Source organism: Nonomuraea sp. H19 (genome assembly GCF_052068215.1).
Lineage (GTDB): Bacteria > Actinomycetota > Actinomycetes > Streptosporangiales > Streptosporangiaceae > Nonomuraea.
This window is the reverse complement of sequence record NZ_JBQHCV010000002.1, coordinates 429,057-448,074: the sequence shown is the minus strand read 5'-3', so window position 1 is coordinate 448,074 and position 19,018 is coordinate 429,057. Positions and strand designations below refer to the sequence as shown.

Genomic DNA, 19,018 nt, shown 5'->3' with positions numbered 1-19,018 from the left:
TGCAGGAAATGACTCAGCCTCGGCTACTCGGAGGTCGTTACGAGCTCGACGGTGTCGTCGGGCGCGGCGGCATGGCCGAGGTGTATCGCGCCCGAGACATCCGGCTGGACCGCATAGTCGCGATCAAAACCCTCCGCTCCGACCTTGCGCGCGATCACACCTTCCAGGCCCGGTTCCGCCGTGAGGCGCAGTCTGCGGCCTCGCTGAACCACCCGGCCGTCGTCGCGGTCTACGACACCGGCGAGGACGTCTCCGAGGGCGCCCCCGTGCCGTACATCGTGATGGAGTACGTCGACGGCAGGACGCTGCGGGACCTGCTGCGCCAGGACCGGCGGCTGCTGCCGGAGCGCGCGTCCGAGCTCGTGGACGGCATCCTGCGGGCACTCGACTACAGCCACCGCGGCGGCATCGTGCACCGCGACATCAAGCCGGCCAACGTGATGATCACCCGGGCCGGCGACGTCAAGGTGATGGACTTCGGCATCGCGCGGGCGATGGCCGACTCCGCGGCCACGATGACGCAGACGGCGCAGGTGATCGGCACCGCCCAATACCTCTCGCCCGAGCAGGCGCGGGGCGAGCGGGTCGACGCGCGCAGCGACATCTACTCCACCGGCTGCGTGCTCTACGAGCTGCTGACCGGGCAGCCGCCGTTCACCGGCGACTCTCCCGTCGCGATCGCCTACCAGCACGTGCGCGAGGAGCCGATCCCGCCGTCCCAGATCGACCCTGAGATCCCGCAGTGGGCCGATGCGATCGTGCTCAAGGCCATGGCCAAGGACCCGGCCCACCGCTACCAGAACGCGAGCGAGATGCGGGCCGACATCCAGCGGGCGATGACCGGCATGCCGGTCGACGCCCAGACGATGGCGATGACCGGCAACTACGGCCAGGGCACGCGCATGATGACGGCCACGCAGGCGGCCACGGGCCCGGCCACGCAGCGCACCGGCGCGGTCCCGCCCTACGATTACGAGGGCGGCGACGGCGGAGGCCGTGGCGGGCGGCGCCGGGCGGCCGGCGGTGGCGGTGGCGGCGCGCTCAAGACCGCTCTGTGGATCATCATCCCGTTGCTGATCATCGGCGGGTTCGTCACGGTCGGTTACATGGTGTTCGGCAACAAGACCACGCCGACGGACACGAAGATCGCGATCCCGTCCCTCGTCTCGCAGAAGTCGGCGTTCGCCCAGGAACAGCTCAAGACCCTCGGCTTTCAAGTCCAGGTCGTCCAGGAGGCCAGCTCCGACATCGACAAGGGCACCGTGATCAAGACGGATCCCCCTGAGAACACCAAGGTCGACAAGGGCTCGGCCGTCAAGCTCTTCGTGTCCAAGGGCCCGCCGAAGGTCCAGGTGCCCGACGGCCTCATCGGCCTGCAGCAGGCGGAAGCCATGAGGCTACTGGATGAGAAGGGCCTGCGCGGCGTACTCAAGACCAGGGCGTCGACCAAGCCGCAGGGCACGGTCGTCGACACCAGTCCCAAGGCCGGTGAGGAGGTCGAAGAGGGCGGCACCGTCACCCTCTTCGTGCCCAAGCAGCTGAGCGAGGTGCCCAGCGTGCTCGGGCTCACCGTGGAGGACGCCACCGCCCAGCTCAAGTCCGCCGGCTTCAGGACGAAGGTCCAGGAGCAGCCCAGCGACCAGCCCGAGGGCACGGTCATCCAGCAGAACCCCGGCGAGGGCGAGAAGCTGGCGCCGAACACGACGGTGACGATCGTGGTGTCCACGGGGCCGGAGCAGCAACCGACGGAGGAGCCGAGCACCGACGTCCCGACCGACCAGCCGACGGACGACCAGCCGGAGTTCCCGTCGGAGGAGCCGACCGAGGACGATCCGCTCGGCGACGGCGGTCTCACCGGCTGACACCTTGAGCGGCAGAAGGGCCGCCTGTCCCCCGAGCGGGGCGGGCGGCCCTTTCCACGCAAAAACGCCCCCGCCGCTCGGGGGCAACGGCGGGGACGCTCACTTGTTAGTCGCCGGCCGACCGACGTGTGTTACAGGGTTCGGCGCAGCCAATTTTCCAGCAGCCGGTGGCCGTGTTCGGACAGCACGGACTCGGGGTGGAACTGGATGCCTTCGATGGGCGCCCGGCGGTGGCGCAGGCCCATGATGACCCCGTCATCGGTGCGCGCTGTCACGTCGAGCTCCGCGGCCGGCACGGTGGCCGGCAGCACGGCGAGCGAGTGGTAGCGGGTCATCCGCACCGGCGAGGGCAGCGTCTCGAACACGCCCTTGCCGTCGTGGGCGATGGCGCTGGTCTTGCCGTGAACGAGCTCCGGCGCGCGGGACACCGTGGCGCCGAACGCGACGGCGATGGCCTGGTGGCCCAGACAGACGCCGAGCAGCGGCCGGTCGTGCTCGGCCGCGTGGCGCACCAGCGGGACGCTGACGCCGGCCGCCTCCGGCGTGCCGGGGCCCGGGCTGATGAGCACGCCGTCGAAGCCATCGGCGTCGCTCACGTGTACGTCGTCGCGCGACCGCACGTCGCAGTCGGCGCCGAGCACGCGAAGGTACTGCACGATGGTGTGGACGAAGCTGTCGTGGTTGTCCACGACCAGCACGCGGCTCATTCTGTGACGGTCACCTCCTCAAGCTCCGCCATGGGCTCGAACAGCGGGAAGACGACATACCACAGTACGGCGACCACGACGGTGACCAGAACAGCGGCCGTCAGCACCCTGGTACGCGTGCGGCCGGGCAGCTTGCGCCAGAGCCAGGCGTACATGTCACTCCTTCCTCGGCTCGGTCTTGTTGAGCATGCCGTAGACGATGAGCCGCTGGGCGGCCGAGTATTTGGGATGGCAGGTGGTCAGCGTGATGAAGGGACTGGTCGGGCGCATACCGGGCCTGCCTGGCACGGGCGCGACCACGTCGATCTCATCGGGCTGGACAATGTCCTGGGAGACCACGCGATAGGTGTAGCGGGCCTCCCGGGCGTCGACGATGATCTCGTCGCCGCTCTTGAGCTTGTCGATCTCGTTGAACGGCGCCCCGTACGTGGTCCGGTGCCCCGACACGACGAAGTTGCCGATCTCGCCGGGCATGGCGCTGTCGGGATAGTGCCCAGGGCCCTTCTTGAGCTCTTCGACTCCGGCGCCCTCGACCACGGCGTACCGGAAGTCCCGGCCGAGCCTGGGGATGCGCAGCATGGCCACGGCCCGGCCCAGGCGGATCTTCCCCAGGCGGCTGCGTTCGCCGTCCGTCTTTCCGCGCGCTGACTCGCCGGCAGGCGGAAGGTCGCCCGCCAGCTCGCGCTGGAGCCGCAGCTGCTGGTTCTCGGTGTAGGAACCGGTCCCCCAGAGCAAATAAGCACAGAACAACATGAGAATCAGGCCCGCGGTGATGCTCGTTTCCCCCACGGCCCGGAGCATGGCCCGCATGCGAATCAGGTTAAGCGGAGGAGACGCGGCAGCCCGGGATCGCCATGACATGCGCGTGGCGACTATCCTGGACCACACTTCAACTAGGCTCGACAAAGAGCCTGCGGACAATCCGGATGCCCAGGCCCTCAGCAGGAGTTACCCAGTGCCCAAGTCCAAGGCTCGCAAGAAGGCGGTTTACACGCCGCCGCAGAGAACCCAGCAGGTCAAGGTCAGCCCGCGCTGGCTGGCGCCCACGATGGTCGTCTCATGGATCATCGGCATCCTGTGGATCTCGGTCTACTACATTGCACCGAACACGCGCTTCCTCGAAGATCTCCAGAACTGGAACCTGCTGATCGGGTTTGTTTTCATCATCTTCGGTGTGGTGCTTTCCACCCGCTGGCGCTAGTTCTTTCCACAGCCTTTTCCACAGGCTGAGGACACACGAGCGGATGGCCCCGCCCCCCGGCGAGGGAGTGCCGTCGCCTGGAGGAGCGGCGGGAGCGTAGCGACCAGAGCGGGGGAAGGCGGCGGCGTCGGGCGACCGAGCCCGCCTCACGAAGTGAGGCCATGTGCAGGTGGGAGTGCCGTCGCCTGGAGGAGCGGCGGGAGCGTAGCGACCAGAGCGGGGGAAGGCGGCGGCCTGGAGGAGCGGCGACCATAGCGGGGAAAGGCGGCGGCATAGGGCGACCGGGCCGTGTCAGGCCGCCCCGATGATGGCTGATGTCCTGACCACCACGAGGACGGCGAGCACGACCAGCGCTGCCGCGATGGTCAGCATCTGCCAGAGGGTCCTGTTGCTCTTGGGGGCGTAGGCCAGCGCGCCTCCCAGCAGCGATCCGGTGATCAGTCCACCGATGTGGCCGGTCCAGCTGATGCCCGAGACCACGAAAGTGATCACCAGGTTGATCGCGATGAGCGCGGCGATGCCGCGCACGTCCATGTTGAGCCTGCGCCCGACCACGAACACCGCGCCGAACAGCCCGAAGATGGCGCCGGACGCGCCGACCGTGGGCTGGTTGAGCGGGTCGAGCCAGAGGCCGAGCACAGAGCCGCCGAGGGCGCTGACCAGGTAGAGCGCCACATAGCGCACGTGGCCGAAGGCGCGCTCCAAATAGGGGCCGACGACGTAGAGAGCCCAGCAGTTGAACAGGATGTGGAAGACGCTGCCGTGGACGAACGCGGCGCTGATCAGCCGGTAGTACTCGTCCAGCATGGCGACGCCGTTGGGCCACATGGCCAGTTGCAGCGTCACCTCGTCGCCTGTGAGGTATTGGGCGCCGAAGACCAGGACGTTGATGACGAGGATCGCGTACGTCACGAAGGGCGTGCGGACCACGCCGCCACCGAAGACGGACTTGGCCTGCGGGAGGCCGCGGTTGCCCTCGGCCACGCACTCGGGGCACTGGAAGCCGACGGCCGCGTCGCGCATGCAGTCGGGGCAGATCGGGCGATCACAGCGCTGGCAGCGTACCCACGTCTCCTTGTCGGGGTGCCGGTAGCACGTGGGCACGGCCTCAGCCGGCTGCTCTGGCTGAGGGGGCGGGCTGGGCGGCTGGCTGGTCATGACGAAAGCCTATGACGTGCACGCGGGTGCCGCGTTACGCGCGAGATCCCAGCATGAACCGCTGGTCGCGCCGCACGTGCCCAGGCGAGCCACCGTACGGGGCCGCGGGGCCGTTCGCGTCCTGCCCGCCCCTCTCGACGCGCAGGTCAGGCCTGGACGCGGTCGATGGTGACCGACTCCAGGATGACGTCCTCCACCGGCCGGTCACGGCGGTCGGTGCGAGTCTTGGCGATGGCGTCCACGATGTCCTGGCCCTCGATCACCTCGCCGAAGATGGAGTGCTTGCGGTTGAGGTGCGGCGTCGGCACGACCGTGATGAAGAACTGCGAGCCGTTGGTGCCCTTGCCGAAGCGGATGCCCGCGTTGGCCATGGCCAGCAGGTAGGGGCGGTCGAAGGAGAGCTCGGGATGGATCTCATCGTCGAACTCGTAGCCGGGGCCGCCGATGCCCTGCCCCAGCGGGTCACCGCCCTGGATCATGAAGCCGGAGATCACCCGGTGGAAGATCGTGCCGTCGTAGTAGCGAGCGGTGCTCTTTTCGCCGGTGCCCGGGTGCGTCCATTCGCGGGAGCCTTCTGCCAGCTCCACGAAGTTCCGTACCGTTTTGGGAGCCTTCGTCGGGAAGAGCTCCACCTTGATATTTCCGCGATTGGTCTGCAGGTTTGCGATCAGCTTCTCAGCCACGAGACAGCTGCCCCCCTCTATAACAGGGTTGATTTGTGATGTTTGAGGACTACGACCGTAACAGCCTCCAGAGCCATCCTCCCACGGCCGGTCATGATTGAGCCGCCTTGTCCAGGGAAGGTCAGGCTCGGGGCCCCAACGACAGGGGAGGTTGTCGTGTCCCTGACAATGAGAAGACGCCGCGTGGTAATACAAGTACCAGCCACGTGGATGGGCCGAGCAAAGGCCCAGGCCATGCGCACCGGTTACCGCATGGCGCCCGTGGCGGGCCAGGCCAAGGTGGCCGCCGCCCAGCGGATCGAAGACGCCCGTTATTGGGCGGCGCCGCGGCTGAGGTCCGCGGCGCACGGGTTCGAGGACCAGGTCGCGCCCAGGGTCAGCTCGATGCTGACCACGGCGGCCAGAAAGATCGAGCCCAAGACGCCGCAGTCGCGGCGATGGCCGACGTTCGCCCTGATCACCGGTGTTGCGGTGGGGGCGATCGGCTTCTTGTTCTACCGCCGCAATGCCCAGCAGTGGACCGAGCACATGAAGGAATCCGCCGCTGATGCGTCACGCTGGGTCAACGAGAAGGCGGACAAGACCACACAGTCGGCAGACCAGATGGCCGCCAATGTGTCAAACAAGGCGGACGAGGCATCCCGCAAGATGTCCTGATCTCGCCCGGAAGCGCGCCCTCGACCGGGGGGCGCGCTTCCGCTGTGTTCGGCCCCGTTGACGTTCTACCAAGCGCTTGCTACAACCCCGGCATGGCGCTGTCACCGCTCGACGACTACCCCGTGCACCAGGCCGCCCAGGTCATGCGGCACGTGGCCACCTCCGACCGCAACTTCTACGACCGCTACTACTTCAACTGCCACGCGGGCACCGACGAGCTGATGCTGATCGTCGGCCTCGGCCAGTACCCCAATCTGGGCGTCACCGACGCCTTCGCCTGCGTACGCCACCGCGATCTGCACCGCGTCGTGCGGGCCTCGCGCGAGCTCGGCGCCGACCGGATGAACACCGAGATCGGCCCGTTCCGCGTCGAGGTCGTCGAGGGGCTCAAGCGGCTCCGGGTCGTCCTGGAGCCGAACGAGCATGACCTGTCCTTCGACCTCCTCTGGGAGGGCACGATCCCGGCGACGCTCGAACCCCGGCACTTCCTGCGGTGGCAGGAGCGGGTGATGTTCGACTCCGTACGGCTGGCGCAGACCGGCCGCTGGTCCGGAAACATCAGGATCGGCGGGGACGACATACCGGTCACCCCCGACCGCTGGCAGGGCACCCGCGACCGTTCCTGGGGCATCAGGCCGGTCGGCGAGCCCGAGCCACCCGGCATCCAGGCCAAGAACCCCGGGACGTTCTACTGGCTGTACGCGCCGATGCAGTTCGACGACCACGCCATCCTGTGCATCGTCCAGGAGGACGAGCGCGGCCGCCGGGTGCTGGAGGAGGCCGTGCGCGTCTGGTCGGACGGGCGGGAGGAGGAGTATCTCGGCCGGCCTGACTACCGCCCCGTCTACGCCCCCGGCACCCGGGACGTCGTCGAGGCCACCATCACCTTCTCCCCGCCCGGCGGCAAACCGTTCGACGTGCGCTGCACTCCTCTCCTGCCGGTGCACCTCATGGTCGGCACCGGCTACGGGCTGGAGCAGGACTGGAAGCACGGGATGTACCAGGGTCCCGGGCCCGTCGTGCAGGGTGTCACCTACCGACTGCCCGACGACGCCGGGCGGATGTGGGGCCTGGTCGACGCCGTCGGACGCTTCGAGTACGACGGGCTCGTCGGCCACGGGCTCTACGAGTACTGGGCGCTCGGGCCGCACCCGTCGTTCACCGGATGACTACTCGGGCTTCTTGCAGACGATTTTGACCATCTTGCCGGGCTCGCCGCCCTCAAGAGCCTCGGCCACGGCCGAGGGCCCGTCCTCGCCCTCGGCCACCTTGACCGCCTTGCCCTTGAACACCTTGATCGCCTTGACGTCGGCGAGTTCACCCGGCTTGGCGGGGTGGACGCGCACCGCGTCGCCATCCGTCTTCTCGATCAGGATTTCCTCCGACCCTTCGGGCAGCTTCTCCGCCGGGACGGCCTCCTTCACGATCTCGTCCGGATCGACCGGCTTCACCTCCCCGTCGGGACCGGCCATGATGCCCGCCGGCTTGCCCGGCTGGAGCTCGGGAAGCTCGATGGTCCTGCCGTCGCTCGTCGTGCACGTCACCTTGGCGCCCGCGGTGGAGTGCGGATCGTCGGCCAGGGCGGAACCGGCCAGACCGGTGAGCGCGAGCGCGCAGACCGCGCCGAGCACCGCGAGACGTCGCTTGAACATGAATTCTCCTCACTGAGAACGATCGAACGCCCCGAGACTGGCCCGCCGTACCTGAAACGATCCTGAAGAGGCCCAAAACGATCTTCAGGTTGGCTTTAGGTGACGTGCGGCACTCTTGACGGCGTGCGAGTGCTACTGGTGGAGGACGAGGAGCGGCTGGCCGACCTGATCAAGGGTGGGCTGGCAGGCGAGGGCTTCGCCGTGGACGTGGCCCACGACGGGCGCGACGGGCTGTGGATGGCCACCGAGAACGCGTACGACGTGATCGTTCTGGATGTGATGCTGCCGAGGATGAACGGGTACGCGGTCTGCTCCCGGCTTCGCGAGTCGGGCGACTGGACGCCGATCATGATGCTCACCGCCAAGGACGGCATCTACGACGAAGCCGAGGCGCTCGACAACGGGGCCGACGACTACCTGGCCAAGCCCTTCTCGTACGTGGTGCTCCTGGCCCGGCTGCGCGCGCTGGTGCGGCGGGGCGGGCGCGAGCGGCCTGTGTCGATCAGCGTGGGCGATCTGGTGATCGACCCGGCCGGGCTGCGATGCCGCCGGGGCGAGGTGGAGATCGGGCTGACGCCGAAAGAGTTCGCGGTGCTGCACGCGCTGGCGCGCCGGCCCGGTGAGGTCGTCTCCAAGAGCGAGCTGCTGGCCCAGGCTTGGGACTTCTCCTACGACGGCGATCCGAACATCGTCGAGGTCTACATCAGCGCCCTGCGCCGCAAGATCGACCTGCCCTTCGCCCGGACGACGCTCATGACCGTCCGCGGGGCGGGCTACCGGCTGGAGGCGTCATGAGGCTACCGATGGGAAGCGTCGTGAGGCGGCTACGGGCCGACAGCGGGCTCAGGTGGGGGCGGAGGGCCGCCGGGCTCTCCTCCGTGCGGCTGCGGGCGACCGCGGCGGCGACGCTCGCGGTGGCGCTCGCCCTGGGCGTCGTCGCCCTGGTGCTGGTGGTGGCGCTGCGCGGCAGCCTGGTGAGCAGCGCGGACGACGAGGCGGTCAAGAAAGCGGTGGCCGCGGCGCCGTACGCGCAGGCGCTGAAGATCGCGAGGGCTCCCGGCACCCCGCCCGAGATGCCCCCGGGTGAGCCGCAGGCAGGGGTGGTGCACCTGCGTGGCGGCGCGGTGGCCACCACGATCGCCGATCCCGACCTCCTGCTGACCACGGACAAGGCCATCATGGGCAGCCAGTGGGCGGAGCGGGGCCAGTACGCCGTCGCCGGGGTGGAGGTGTCCACGGCGACCGGCCCCGCCATGGTGTATTCGCGGGTGTCGCTGGACGCCGCTGAGGAGGCGCTGCGCACGCTGTACGGCGCGTTGCTGCCCGGCGTGCCCGCGGTGCTGCTCGTGGTGGCCGTCATGACCTGGTTCTCGGTGGGCCGCGCGCTCGCGCCGGTGGCCGCGATCCGGGCCAAGGTCGCCCACATCACCGCCCGCGACCTGCACCAGCGCGTGCCCGTACCCGGCTCGAAGGACGAGATCGCGGCGCTCGCCACCACCGTGAACGGCACGCTCGACCGGCTGGAGACGGCCGTGGAGACGCACAAGAGGTTCGTCGCCGACGCGGCGCACGAGCTGCGCAGCCCCATCGCGACCCTGCGCGCCCGGCTGGAGCTGGCCGAGCCCAGTGAGCTGACCAAGGAGGCGCTGGCCGACATCGAGCGCCTGCAGTCCCTCGCCGCCGACCTGCTCCTGCTGGCCAAGCTGGACGCCGGCGAGCCGCTGCGCACCGCCGAGCTGGACCTCGGCCAGGTGGCGGCCGAGGAGGCCCTGCGTGTCAGGAGGCGTCCGGACGTGCGGGTGGAGCTGGACATCGAGCCGGACGTGGTGCTCAAGGGCTCGCGCGCGCACCTCGACCGCCTGGTGACGAACCTGACCGACAACGCGGTACGGCACGCCGCCTCCGCCGTACGGGTACGCGTCCGCGCCGAGGCGGACGAGGCCGTGCTGGAGGTGCTCGACGACGGCCCGGGCATCCCGTTCGAGCAGCGCGAGGCGGTGTTCGACCGCTTCACCAGGCTCGACGAGGCACGCGCCAGGGACGCCGGCGGCGCCGGGCTGGGACTGCCGATCGCGCGGGACATCGCGACCCGGCACGGGGGGACGCTCGTGTACGCAGGCGGCGGATTTATCGCCAGATTTCCCTTAAGTCACACCTGAACCACGGGTGATGCGCGAACGTGTGGATAGTTCAAGGAGGCAACTATGCTCACACGCCGTGCATTGATCATCCGAGGTGGTGCCACCGGCGCCGGAGTCGTCTTCCTGTGGCCGGGACGGGCGGAGGCGGCCGGTCCCGTGCTGGCCACGACCAAGAGCATCCCGCTCGGCGGCGGCAAGATCATCAAAGGCAAGTACGTGATCACACAGCCGAAAAAGGGCGTCTACCGGTGCTTCAGCGCCAAGTGCACGCACCAGGGCTGCACGCTCGCGAGCGTGAGCAAGGGCACGATCAACTGCCCATGCCATGGCAGCAAGTTCAGCGCCTCGACCGGGGCGGCGGTGAACGGCCCCGCCAAGAAGCCGCTCGCCCGCAAGAAGATCAAGGTCTCGAAGGGGAAGATCAGCCTGGCGTGAGCGGCAGCGCGTAGGCCGTGCTCCGGTTGATGATCTCGAATCCGGCGCGGCGGTAGACGGCGACGGCTCCCGTGGGGTTGTCGGCGTCGACGCCGAGTCCGGCGGATTCGTACCCCTGAGCGGTGAAGGCGGCGAGCGCGTGCGCGATCAGCGCGCTCGCCACGCCCTTGCCGCGCCACTCCCGCAGCGTGCCGATGATCTGGATCCAGGCCGTGCGGGTGGGCATGGTGTCGAAACAGTGAGTGATCAGCACGCCGACCGCGCGACCGCCGGCCAGGGCCACGAACGAGGCCTCCGGGCGGAAGTTCCGCGATCCGACGATGTGGCCGCGCCAGCTCTCCGGCGTGTGCGGCACGCTGCCCCAGTGGTCGCGGAACGACTCGTTGCGTACGTGCCGGGCGCCCTCGTCCAGATCCGGCGACCAGGCGGCGATGGACACCCCGGCGGGCGGGTCGAGCACGGGCAGGTCGCCGGACAGGTCCCGCTCCATCCGGGCGAAGGACCGGACGGCGGCGAACCCGGCGCGCTCGGCCAGCGCCGTGATGCCGACCCGGCCGTCGTACGCCGTGAGGTGGAGCTCCACCGGGACGCCGGGGAAGGCTCTCGCGCTCAGCCCCGGCGCCGTGCGGATGCCCCAGTCCACGATGCGGCCGCCGAGCCCGCGCCTGCGGTAGTCGGGGTGGACGCCGCCCCATAAGCGCATCATGTGGACCTCGTCGGCGGACTGCTTGACCGGGAGATAGCCGAAGGCGACGATCCGCTCGCCCTTCCTGGCCGCGATCGTGCCCTCGGCCAGATCGATCAGGTGGTGGGCGAGCTGTTCGTCCACGTCGTCGACGCCGTAGACCTCGCCGGTCCTGTCCTCGGCCTCCATCGCGGTCCACAACTCGGCCAGCGGCCGGGCGTCCTCCCGGGTCAGCGGTCCCCACTCCATGACGGGCAGCCTAGGTGAGCCGTGCGGCGCACCCCAACTGGTTTGCGATGCGGGTGATGCCCTCGGCGAACGACCGGCGCGTACGCTCGCGGAAGCCGATGAACAGGTTGTTGGCCAGCGCCACGGCCCAGTACGGGCCCGCCACGTCATAGACGCGGTGCACGACGCGCGTGCCCTCGGGATGGGGAGCGAGCGACCATTCGCCGCGATACCACCATCCGCCCTGGTAGGCGACGGTGTGCTCGCCGATCTCCGTCTTCCTCACGTGGTCCGGCCGCTCGCCCAGGAGGATCGGCCACACCTGCTCGACGGGCGCCGCGATCACCCCGGCGACCTCGGTGATTTTCCTCATGGCCGGCTCACCCGGGTGTTCTGGAAAGAGGCGAGGCGCCAGCCCTCGGGCGTGCGCACCGCGGTGAGCGTGACGATGGACGCGCGACTGGGGTCCGGTTCGCCGTTCACCGTCGAGCCGCCACCGCTGATCACCAGGGCGACGTCGTCGGAGAGGCGCTTGATCCGCGGCTCCTGGCCGCCCTCTTCGAGCTTGATCGAGGTCTTGAACAGCTCACGGTGCACGTCCTCGATGGCCTGCCGGCCCTCCAGGTGGAGGCCGAAGAACGTGATGTAGTCGGCGTCCGGCGTGAACAGCTCGGCGTACGCCCTCGCGTCGCCGGCGTTCCACGTCTCCCCCATCCGGGCGAGCAGGTGGACGATCTCTGCGGACATGGCACAGCTCCCTTGGTCGCGGCGCCTATCCTGGGAATGCGCGTTCGGGCAGGGCAGGCGCCTTGTTCGGATGTCGGCCGCCGGGGTGTTGGCGCACCCCGGCGGCCCTTAGATTTCCGCCGAGTCGAGCCCTTCCTTCTGAAGCCGGTCGAGCTCTCCCTCGCCGAGCCGGTCGAGCGCCCCTCTGATCCAGTCGAGCTCGGCCGCGTAGAGCGCCTTCTCGTATTCGACCTCGAGCATGAGAATCGCGGGCAGCCCGCTTTCGGCCATGGCCCGCAGGTGGGCGTCCATCCCGGCCAGCGTGCCCTCGATCGCGGCCGCCCGGCCGCGCAGCGCGCGCTGCGCGTCGGCCGACGGCAGGCAGCCGATGAGCGAGACGGCCGCGACGAACGCGCGCCGGTCGGGATCGGGCTTCTCCAGGAGCTGCCGCAACCGGGTGGCGAGCTCCGCGCGGCCCTCCTCGGTGATCTCGTAGACCGTGCGTTCGGGCCTGCGGCCCTCGCGGCCGGTCTTGGCGGGCGTGATCAGCTCATCCCGGGCCAGCCGCTCGACCGCGTGGTAGAGGCTGCGCGGCAGGCCGGTGATGTAGTCCTTGTGCGTGTCGACGATGAAGCGGTGCAGCTCGTAGGGGTGGGCGGAGCGCACCGTGAGCAAGGCCAGCACCGTGAGGCCGACCAGGTCGTGGCGTCGCGCCATGCTGCCTCCCGCTATATTGCAAAATGCAATATAGCATTAAGCGTCGAGCTGCAGGAAGGCCCGGGCGATGGCCTCCCTCGACACGTCCTCCGGATACGGGAAGAGCTTGATCGAATCGCGCAGGCCCGCCACGTGCGCCTGCCTGGCCAGCTCCGCCACGAGGGCCAGCTCGGCCTGCTGCGCCTGCGCGAAGGCCCGGTCCACCACCGCGCCGTGCCCCGGCACGATCACCAGCTCGGGCATCTCTTCCAGCATCGCCGCCGTGGTGGCCGGCCAGTCCAGCGGATAGGAGTCGCTGAACGCCGGCGGCGCGCCCTCCTCGACCAGGTCCCCGGCGAACACCACCCCGGCGTCGGGCACGTGCACGACCACGTCGTTGCTGCTGTGCCCCAGCCCGAAGTACCGCAGGTGCACGATGCGGCCGCCGATGTCGAGGCTGGCCGCGGCCGCGAACGTGTGGTCGGGCGGCACGATCGTGACCTCCTCGAGCTCCTCGCGCCGCTCCGGCAGCCTCTTGATGACGTCCGCGAGGTGCTGCTCGCCGTACTGCTCGATCTCCTCGGCGCACCTGACGTGGCCCCAGATCTCCGCCGGGCGGAAGATCGCGTTCCCGAAGTAGTGGTCGAAGTGGGAATGGCTGTTGACGACGGTCCACGGAGCGGCGGTGATCCTCCTGACCGCCTCGACAAGATCCGCCGCTTCCTGGTGGGAGGTGCGCGTGTCGAGCACCAAGCAGTGCCCGTCCCCCACGATCAGGCCGGTGTTCATGTCGAAGGACTCATGACGCCGGACGAAAACCCGGTCGCCGATCTCCTGCCACTGCTCGTTCATGCCACTTAACCCTACTTTTAGGATCAGTGGCATGACATATGACTTCCAAGTCGTCATCGACGCAAGCGACCCGCACGCGCTGGCCGACTGGTGGGCCGACGCCCTCGGATGGCAGGTGGAGCCGCAGGACGAGGCGTTCATCCGCGAGATGATCGGGAAGGGCTACGCCACCGACGACGACGCCACCACGCACCGCGGCGCGCTGGTGTGGAAGTCGGGCGCGGCCATCCGGCATCCCGACGGTCTCGAACGCGCGCCGCGGGTGCTGTTCCAGCTCGTGCCCGAGGCCAAGACGGTCAAGAACCGGGTGCACCTCGACGTCCGGGTGGGTGCGGGCAACATCGAGTCAGAGGTCGAGCGGCTGACCGCCAAGGGCGCGAAGGAGCTGCACCGCGGCCGCCAGGGGCCCAACTGGTGGGTCACCCTCGCCGATCCGGAGGACAACGAGTTCTGCGTCAGCTGATCAACCCCGCAGGTACGCCAGCACCGCCAGGACCCTCCTGTGCCCGTCGGCGGCCGGCGGCAGGTCGAGCTTGGCGAAGATGTTCGCGATGTGCTTGGCCACGGCCGCCTCGCTGACGAACAACTCCTTGGCGATCGCCATGTTCGAGCGCCCCTCGGCGATCAGGCCGAGCACCTCCTGCTCGCGAGGGGTGAGCCTGTCGAGGGGGTCGCGCCGCCGCCGCAGGAGCTGGCGCACCACTTCGGGGTCCACGACCGTGCCGCCTTCCGCCACCCGGCCGAGCGCGTCGACGAACTCGCGTACGTCGCCTATGCGGTCTTTCAGCAGGTAGCCGATGCCCACGCCGTCGCCGGACTCCAGCAGCTCGGCCGCGTAGGTCTGCTCGACGTACTGGCTGAGCACCAGCACGGCCAGGGCGGGATGCCGGGCGCGCAGCTCCAGCGCGGCCCGCAGCCCTTCGTCGGCGAAGCCGGGCGGCATCCGCACGTCGGTCACCACGGCCTCGGGCCGGTGCGCGGCGACGGCGGCGAGCAGGCCGGGCGCGTCGCCGACCGCCGCGACCACGGTGTGGCCGAAGCGTTCGAGCAGGCTCACCAGGCCCTCCCTGAGCAGGACGGCGTCCTCAGCGATCACTACACGCACTGGATCTCCACGATGGTCGTTGCTACGCGCACGGTATTTCCACCCGGACCAGAGTCGGCCCGCCGGCCGGGCTGGACAGGGACAGCCTGCCCGCCACCACGGCCAGCCGGTCGGCCAGCCCCGTCAGTCCGGTCCCCTTGGCCGGATCGGCGCCGCCGTGCCCGTCGTCGCGCACCTCGACCACCAGCGTTCCGCGCTCGACCCGGCCGGTGACGGCGCCCCTGGTGGCTCCGCTGTGCTTGGCCACGTTCGCGAGGGCCTCGGTGACCACGTAGTACGCGGTGACCTCCACGGGCGCGGGCAACCTTTCCGGCATTTCGACGTCGACCTGGATGGGGACGGGCGAGCGGCCGGCCACGTCGCGTACCGCGGCCGCCAGTCCGCGGTCGGTGAGTATCTGCGAGTGCACCCCGCGGATCAGCTCACGCAACTCGGCCAGCGCCTGCTTGGCCTGCTGCTGCGCCAGCCCGACCAACCGGCCCGCCTCCGAGTCCTCGGGCAGGTCGAGCCGGGCCATGCCGAGCGTCATCGACAGCGCTACCAGCCGCTGCTGGGCGCCGTCGTGCAGGTCCCGCTCGATCCTGCGCCGCTCCATCTCGAACGCGTCCACCAGCCGCGCCCGCGACCGCAGCACCTCGCTCAGCTCCGGCCCCGCGGGCGCGAGGATCGCCCGCACCATGGCGCCCCTGGCGCCGCCCCAGGCCGCGATCGTGTACGCGGCGACCGGCAGCAGCAGCACGCCCACCACGACCGCCACGACGGAAGGGAGCACGGACGCTTCCGGCTGGACGAGGGGCGTGAGCATGAGGACCACCGGGCCGGCGCAGGTGAACGCGACCATCAGCAGGTCGATCCACCACATGGCGAGCAGCGTCATGACCGCCAGCCCCGCCTCGCGTCTGCGCCGGTCCGGCGTCTCGGGCAAGGGCACGCCGTCGACGAGCCGCAACCGCCGCCGCTCGAACCAGGCGACGGGCAGTATGGCCGCCGCCAGGACGCCCGCGCCCGCGACGAAGCCCAGAGGCATCGGCAGTGCCAGGACGGCCGCGGCGGTGAGCGCTGTGGCCGCGCCCGGGACGACGCTGCCCAGCAGGTACGCCGCGCACCGCCAGGGCCAGGCCGACCTGAGGAACGGCAGCGGCCGGCGGGTGAGCGCCTCCAGCGCGGTCCTGTTGAGCACCCTGTGACGGTAGCCGCTGGTGGAAGGGCGGACAGTAGTGCTGGGTCTACCCTTCAGCGGCGCAGCGGAGCGGGCTCACAGGACCGGCCGGCTCTCTGACGTAAGGCAGGACGCCTATCTGGAATTCGTCCTCGTAGACGATGGTGCCGGGGTCGGGTGAGCGTACGACGTCGCAGGGGACGCCGTATCGATGGAGGAGATCCTCCAGGGGCGCCAGGGCGGCGATGAGGGCGGTCGCGGTGGGCTTGAACCAGGGGACGGCGCGGACGGAATTTCCATCGGCGTAGAAAGGGGGGTAAGGCAAACAGGTGATGAACCAGTCGTCGACCTCCTTGAAGAGTGCATCGTCTTCCGAGGTGAGGCGGCCGTCCCGGCGAAGGTGGTGACAGGCGGCGAAGATGCCCACCGGCACGCCCAGCCGTCCGCAATAGCGGACTTGGAACCGTACATAAAGGCTGTCGCCTTGGCGCGGGGGCTTTCGGGTTCCATTAGCCACAATGCGGTTTTACCTCGGCGGAACGTCTCGCGCACGAAATGCGTACCCTCCGGACACGTTGGTCGCATGCCGCGGTCAGCTCCGGGCGCGGCGCGTGACTCCAGGTGACACCTCGCAGTAGCCGGGTCGAACGACTGTTACTGGCGGGGCGACGCGGCTACCTTCGTACGTATGGCGATGCCGATACCGTCACGACGAAACAGCGCGGACGACGACAAATCCACCGATTCCAGCACGCCAACACCTTCGTCCTGGTTGATGTCGTCCTCACGGATCCCCGCGGAACCGGCGCCCCGATCCGATGAAAAAGCATCGATAATCGTCAATCTAGACAAGCCCACATTCGATGCCCTCCATCGGAAAGCCCACTCCAACGGCCGCACGATTTCCGACTTGGTTCGCGCCGCGGTCGAGCGCGAGGTCAGTACGATGACCCATGCCACCATCCTGATCCAGCGCTGGAACCTGCAGCGCGAGGACCTCGATCGAGCGGCGGACGCACTGGAGGTGGACCGGATCTCCGACGACGTGATGTTCCAGCTCGGCCTGCATCCCCATCAAGAAGGTTGATCATGCTACCTGGGCGGGTACTCGACGTCGGAGCGCTCGTCGAGATCGCGGTCGCGAAGACGAACCATTCCCGTAGCATCGCGGCGCTCTGCCTCTATCGCGGCGGAGGTCTGTGCATTCCCGCGACGGCCCTGGCGCTCGTTTATTCGATCGTCCCGCTCTCCACCAAGATCGAGCTCTTCGACCTGATCAGCAGCCCCGCCGTGCACGTCGACGACCTCACCGAGGGCAAGGTGCCCGACATCGCCGAGATCCTCGACGGGTCGAGCGACATCACGGCCGGCCATGTCGTCCTCTGCGGGCGCGCCACCCAGTGGCCGATCCTGACCGACCGCGCGGACATCCTGCGCAATCTCGACCCGGGAGTCCTCATCGACGCGCTTCCCGAGCAGAATTAAGGGTGTTGCGGGGGCACGACCCGTGACGGCCACCATCGCCTCCATGCGGATCGCCAGGTTCGCGGCCGACAGCTCCGAGTTGGCGAAAATCATCGACTGCTACCGGGCGCGGCTCGGTCCGGCCGTGGGACTGCCTGCTCGGTGACGGGAGAGCACTATGGTGAGAACCCCGCACATGTTGGAGCAGAACCACCTTGGCCCACCGCGCACTGGTCATCGCCCTGCTGCCCGCCATCGGGCTGCGTGTGCTCGCCGTGCTCGGATTCCCGCCTGCGCTGCTGTTCTACGGCGACTCGTTCGCGTTCCTGCGCGAGGAGCTGACGCCGGGCACGACCAGGCCGTCCGGCTACTCCCTGCTGCTGGCGCTGCTGCGCCCCGCGCACAGCCTCACGCTGGTGACGGTCTTACAGCATCTGCTCGGGCTGGCGCTCGCGGTGGCGGTGTACGCCCTGCTCAGGCGGCGCGGCCTGCCGGGCTGGGGCGCCACGCTCCTGGTCACCCCGCTGCTGTACGACGAGTTCCTCATCCTCCTCGAGCACATGATCATGGCCGACGCGATCTTCATCGTGCTGGTCACGGCGGCCATCGCGCTCATCGTGTGGCGCGTCACCCCGGCCACGGCCGCCGTCGGCGGGATGCTGCTCGGCCTGGCCGGGATCACCAGGACGATCGGCCTGCCGCTGCTGGTGCTGACGGCCGGCTACCTGCTGATCAGGCGGTACGGCTGGCGCCCGCTGCTGGCGCTGGTCGTGGCCGGGGTGATCCCGCTGGGCGCGTACGCCGCCTGGACGAAGGCGGAGAAGGGCAAGTTCGCGCTCACTGAGGCGGACGGGAACTTCCTGTGGTCCAGGACCATGAGCTTCGCCGACTGCGACGTGATCAAGCCGCCGGAGCGGCTGGCCGTGCTCTGCCCGCGGATGCCGGTCGAGGAGCGTCCCTATCCGCCGCACTGGCTGTGGGAGAGCTTCTCGCCGCTGCTCAAGGTCCCGGGCGCGGACAACCGCAACAAGCTGGCCGGGGAGTTCGCCAGGCAGGCCATCCTCGCTCAGCCGGGCGGCTATGCGGGCGCGGTCGCGACCGATCTCACGCGGTTGCTGCGCTGGGAGCGTACGGCGGTGGACGAGAAGACCCCGTACAAACTTCCCTCGGCCGAGCGGCCGATCAGCGAGTCGGTGCGGGGGGTGGCGGAGTCGTACGAGGCCGGGCCGGCCGCCACGCGGGTCGTCGAGCCGTACGCCGGGTGGCTGCGCGCCTACCAGCGGTTCGGTTACGTGCCGTTCCCGCTGCTCGTGCTGGCCCTGCTGGCCGCGCTGGGGCTGGCGCTGGTGCGGCGGCAGCCCGACGCGCTGCTGCCCGCGCTGGCGGCGCTCGCGTTGATCGCCGCGCCGCCCTTCCTGGCGGCCTATGACGTGCGGTACGTGATCCCGGCGATTCCGCTGATCTGCCTGGCACTGGGCCTGACCCTGGGCACCCGGCCGACCGGCGAGAGCGCGCTCTCCGCGCGGGAGCGGGAAGCCGTGGCCGGTCGCGCGCACTGACCTGGCGCCCGTTGCCGCCCGGCAATGGCGAATGCTACGGTTCGACCG

Annotated in this window: 26 protein-coding genes; 12 read left to right on the top strand and 14 right to left on the bottom strand. The window is 69.4% G+C overall.

Going from position 1 to position 19,018, the window contains the following annotated elements; translation table 11 throughout:
* Positions 1 to 8: 8 nt before the first annotated feature.
* Complete coding sequence (gene pknB, locus ACTMTI_RS05810; RefSeq protein WP_441118575.1) at positions 9 to 1,862, top strand: Stk1 family PASTA domain-containing Ser/Thr kinase; 1,854 nt, start codon at positions 9 to 11, stop codon at positions 1,860 to 1,862.
* A 131-nt stretch (positions 1,863 to 1,993) separates the two neighbouring features.
* Here the strand turns inward: pknB and ACTMTI_RS05805 are convergent, their stop codons facing one another.
* From ACTMTI_RS05805 to ACTMTI_RS05795, 3 genes are read right to left on the bottom strand one after another with little or no spacing between them, the layout of a single operon-like run.
* Complete coding sequence (locus tag ACTMTI_RS05805) at positions 1,994 to 2,569, bottom strand: anthranilate synthase component II (protein WP_441118574.1); 576 nt, start codon at positions 2,567 to 2,569, stop codon at positions 1,994 to 1,996.
* Complete coding sequence (locus ACTMTI_RS05800) at positions 2,566 to 2,724, bottom strand: hypothetical protein (protein WP_441118573.1); 159 nt, start codon at positions 2,722 to 2,724, stop codon at positions 2,566 to 2,568. Before ACTMTI_RS05800 ends, ACTMTI_RS05805 begins: the two co-directional genes overlap by 4 nt.
* Position 2,725: 1 nt before the next feature.
* Positions 2,726 to 3,379 carry a class E sortase gene (locus ACTMTI_RS05795; RefSeq protein WP_441118572.1) on the bottom strand — a complete coding sequence of 218 codons (654 nt, stop codon included), beginning with the start codon at positions 3,377 to 3,379 and terminating at the stop codon, positions 2,726 to 2,728.
* Between the two features lie 145 nt (positions 3,380 to 3,524).
* Here ACTMTI_RS05795 and ACTMTI_RS05790 point away from each other — a divergent pair, with 145 nt between their 5' ends.
* Positions 3,525 to 3,770 carry a cell division protein CrgA gene (locus tag ACTMTI_RS05790; protein ID WP_441118570.1) on the top strand — a complete coding sequence of 82 codons (246 nt, stop codon included), beginning with the start codon at positions 3,525 to 3,527 and terminating at the stop codon, positions 3,768 to 3,770.
* A gap of 291 nt (positions 3,771 to 4,061) precedes the next feature.
* On the opposite strand, the gene ACTMTI_RS05785 is transcribed toward ACTMTI_RS05790, so the two are convergent.
* Complete coding sequence (locus tag ACTMTI_RS05785) at positions 4,062 to 4,928, bottom strand: rhomboid family intramembrane serine protease (RefSeq protein ID WP_441118569.1); 867 nt, start codon at positions 4,926 to 4,928, stop codon at positions 4,062 to 4,064.
* A 146-nt stretch (positions 4,929 to 5,074) separates the two neighbouring features.
* On the bottom strand, positions 5,075 to 5,611 hold the full coding sequence (locus ACTMTI_RS05780) for a peptidylprolyl isomerase (protein WP_441118567.1): 537 nt from the start codon (positions 5,609 to 5,611) through the stop codon (positions 5,075 to 5,077).
* Positions 5,612 to 5,821: 210 nt separating this feature from the next.
* Here ACTMTI_RS05780 and ACTMTI_RS05775 point away from each other — a divergent pair, with 210 nt between their 5' ends.
* Both ACTMTI_RS05775 and ACTMTI_RS05770 read left to right on the top strand, forming a co-directional pair.
* Positions 5,822 to 6,268, top strand: coding sequence for a YtxH domain-containing protein (locus tag ACTMTI_RS05775; protein WP_441118565.1), 447 nt, complete (start codon positions 5,822 to 5,824; stop codon positions 6,266 to 6,268).
* A 92-nt stretch (positions 6,269 to 6,360) separates the two neighbouring features.
* The gene (locus ACTMTI_RS05770; RefSeq protein WP_441118564.1) at positions 6,361 to 7,437 is read left to right on the top strand and encodes a hypothetical protein; all 1,077 of its coding nucleotides are present in this window, start codon (positions 6,361 to 6,363) and stop codon (positions 7,435 to 7,437) included.
* On the opposite strand, the gene ACTMTI_RS05765 is transcribed toward ACTMTI_RS05770, so the two are convergent.
* Entirely contained in the window at positions 7,438 to 7,920 is a 483-nt protein-coding gene (locus tag ACTMTI_RS05765; protein WP_441118562.1) for a hypothetical protein, read from the bottom strand.
* A gap of 123 nt (positions 7,921 to 8,043) precedes the next feature.
* Between ACTMTI_RS05765 and ACTMTI_RS05760 the strand changes: the two genes are divergently transcribed.
* From ACTMTI_RS05760 to ACTMTI_RS05750, 3 genes are read left to right on the top strand one after another with little or no spacing between them, the layout of a single operon-like run.
* Complete coding sequence (locus tag ACTMTI_RS05760; RefSeq protein ID WP_441118561.1) at positions 8,044 to 8,715, top strand: response regulator transcription factor; 672 nt, start codon at positions 8,044 to 8,046, stop codon at positions 8,713 to 8,715.
* Between the two features lie 8 nt (positions 8,716 to 8,723).
* Positions 8,724 to 10,079 carry a sensor histidine kinase gene (locus tag ACTMTI_RS05755; protein WP_441118560.1) on the top strand — a complete coding sequence of 452 codons (1,356 nt, stop codon included), beginning with the start codon at positions 8,724 to 8,726 and terminating at the stop codon, positions 10,077 to 10,079.
* Between the two features lie 45 nt (positions 10,080 to 10,124).
* A complete protein-coding gene (locus tag ACTMTI_RS05750) occupies positions 10,125 to 10,496 on the top strand; it encodes a Rieske (2Fe-2S) protein (protein ID WP_441118559.1) in 372 nt (123 codons plus the stop codon).
* On the opposite strand, the gene ACTMTI_RS05745 is transcribed toward ACTMTI_RS05750, so the two are convergent.
* The 5 genes from ACTMTI_RS05745 to ACTMTI_RS05725 form a co-directional block, all read right to left on the bottom strand.
* Positions 10,483 to 11,430, bottom strand: coding sequence for a GNAT family N-acetyltransferase (locus ACTMTI_RS05745; protein ID WP_441118558.1), 948 nt, complete (start codon positions 11,428 to 11,430; stop codon positions 10,483 to 10,485). The genes ACTMTI_RS05750 and ACTMTI_RS05745 overlap by 14 nt on opposite strands.
* Positions 11,431 to 11,440: 10 nt before the next feature.
* Positions 11,441 to 11,782, bottom strand: a complete 342-nt coding sequence (locus ACTMTI_RS05740) for a hypothetical protein (RefSeq protein ID WP_441118557.1) — start codon at positions 11,780 to 11,782, stop codon at positions 11,441 to 11,443.
* Positions 11,779 to 12,156 carry an SgcJ/EcaC family oxidoreductase gene (locus ACTMTI_RS05735; protein ID WP_441118556.1) on the bottom strand — a complete coding sequence of 126 codons (378 nt, stop codon included), beginning with the start codon at positions 12,154 to 12,156 and terminating at the stop codon, positions 11,779 to 11,781. Before ACTMTI_RS05735 ends, ACTMTI_RS05740 begins: the two co-directional genes overlap by 4 nt.
* 108 nt (positions 12,157 to 12,264) lie before the next feature.
* A complete protein-coding gene (locus ACTMTI_RS05730; protein WP_441118555.1) occupies positions 12,265 to 12,852 on the bottom strand; it encodes a PadR family transcriptional regulator in 588 nt (195 codons plus the stop codon).
* A 36-nt stretch (positions 12,853 to 12,888) separates the two neighbouring features.
* Entirely contained in the window at positions 12,889 to 13,683 is a 795-nt protein-coding gene (locus tag ACTMTI_RS05725) for an MBL fold metallo-hydrolase (protein WP_441118554.1), read from the bottom strand.
* Between the two features lie 31 nt (positions 13,684 to 13,714).
* On the opposite strand from ACTMTI_RS05725, the gene ACTMTI_RS05720 reads away from it, so the two are divergent.
* Entirely contained in the window at positions 13,715 to 14,146 is a 432-nt protein-coding gene (locus ACTMTI_RS05720) for a VOC family protein (RefSeq protein WP_441118553.1), read from the top strand.
* On the opposite strand, the gene ACTMTI_RS05715 is transcribed toward ACTMTI_RS05720, so the two are convergent.
* The 3 genes from ACTMTI_RS05715 to ACTMTI_RS05705 are packed head-to-tail and all read right to left on the bottom strand — an operon-like array spanning position 14,147 to position 16,374.
* Positions 14,147 to 14,788 carry a LuxR C-terminal-related transcriptional regulator gene (locus ACTMTI_RS05715; RefSeq protein ID WP_441118552.1) on the bottom strand — a complete coding sequence of 214 codons (642 nt, stop codon included), beginning with the start codon at positions 14,786 to 14,788 and terminating at the stop codon, positions 14,147 to 14,149.
* A 22-nt stretch (positions 14,789 to 14,810) separates the two neighbouring features.
* Positions 14,811 to 15,968, bottom strand: a complete 1,158-nt coding sequence (locus ACTMTI_RS05710; protein ID WP_441118551.1) for a sensor histidine kinase — start codon at positions 15,966 to 15,968, stop codon at positions 14,811 to 14,813.
* A gap of 46 nt (positions 15,969 to 16,014) precedes the next feature.
* A complete protein-coding gene (locus tag ACTMTI_RS05705) occupies positions 16,015 to 16,374 on the bottom strand; it encodes a hypothetical protein (protein ID WP_441118549.1) in 360 nt (119 codons plus the stop codon).
* Between the two features lie 261 nt (positions 16,375 to 16,635).
* Here ACTMTI_RS05705 and ACTMTI_RS05700 point away from each other — a divergent pair, with 261 nt between their 5' ends.
* The 4 genes from ACTMTI_RS05700 to ACTMTI_RS05685 are packed head-to-tail and all read left to right on the top strand — an operon-like array spanning position 16,636 to position 18,970.
* Positions 16,636 to 17,034, top strand: coding sequence for a hypothetical protein (locus ACTMTI_RS05700; protein WP_441118548.1), 399 nt, complete (start codon positions 16,636 to 16,638; stop codon positions 17,032 to 17,034).
* Between the two features lie 2 nt (positions 17,035 to 17,036).
* A complete protein-coding gene (locus ACTMTI_RS05695) occupies positions 17,037 to 17,432 on the top strand; it encodes a hypothetical protein (RefSeq protein WP_441118546.1) in 396 nt (131 codons plus the stop codon).
* Positions 17,433 to 17,454: 22 nt separating this feature from the next.
* On the top strand, positions 17,455 to 17,577 hold the full coding sequence (locus tag ACTMTI_RS05690) for a hypothetical protein (protein WP_441118545.1): 123 nt from the start codon (positions 17,455 to 17,457) through the stop codon (positions 17,575 to 17,577).
* Positions 17,578 to 17,626: 49 nt separating this feature from the next.
* Entirely contained in the window at positions 17,627 to 18,970 is a 1,344-nt protein-coding gene (locus tag ACTMTI_RS05685) for a hypothetical protein (RefSeq protein WP_441118544.1), read from the top strand.
* Positions 18,971 to 19,018: the final 48 nt, after the last annotated feature.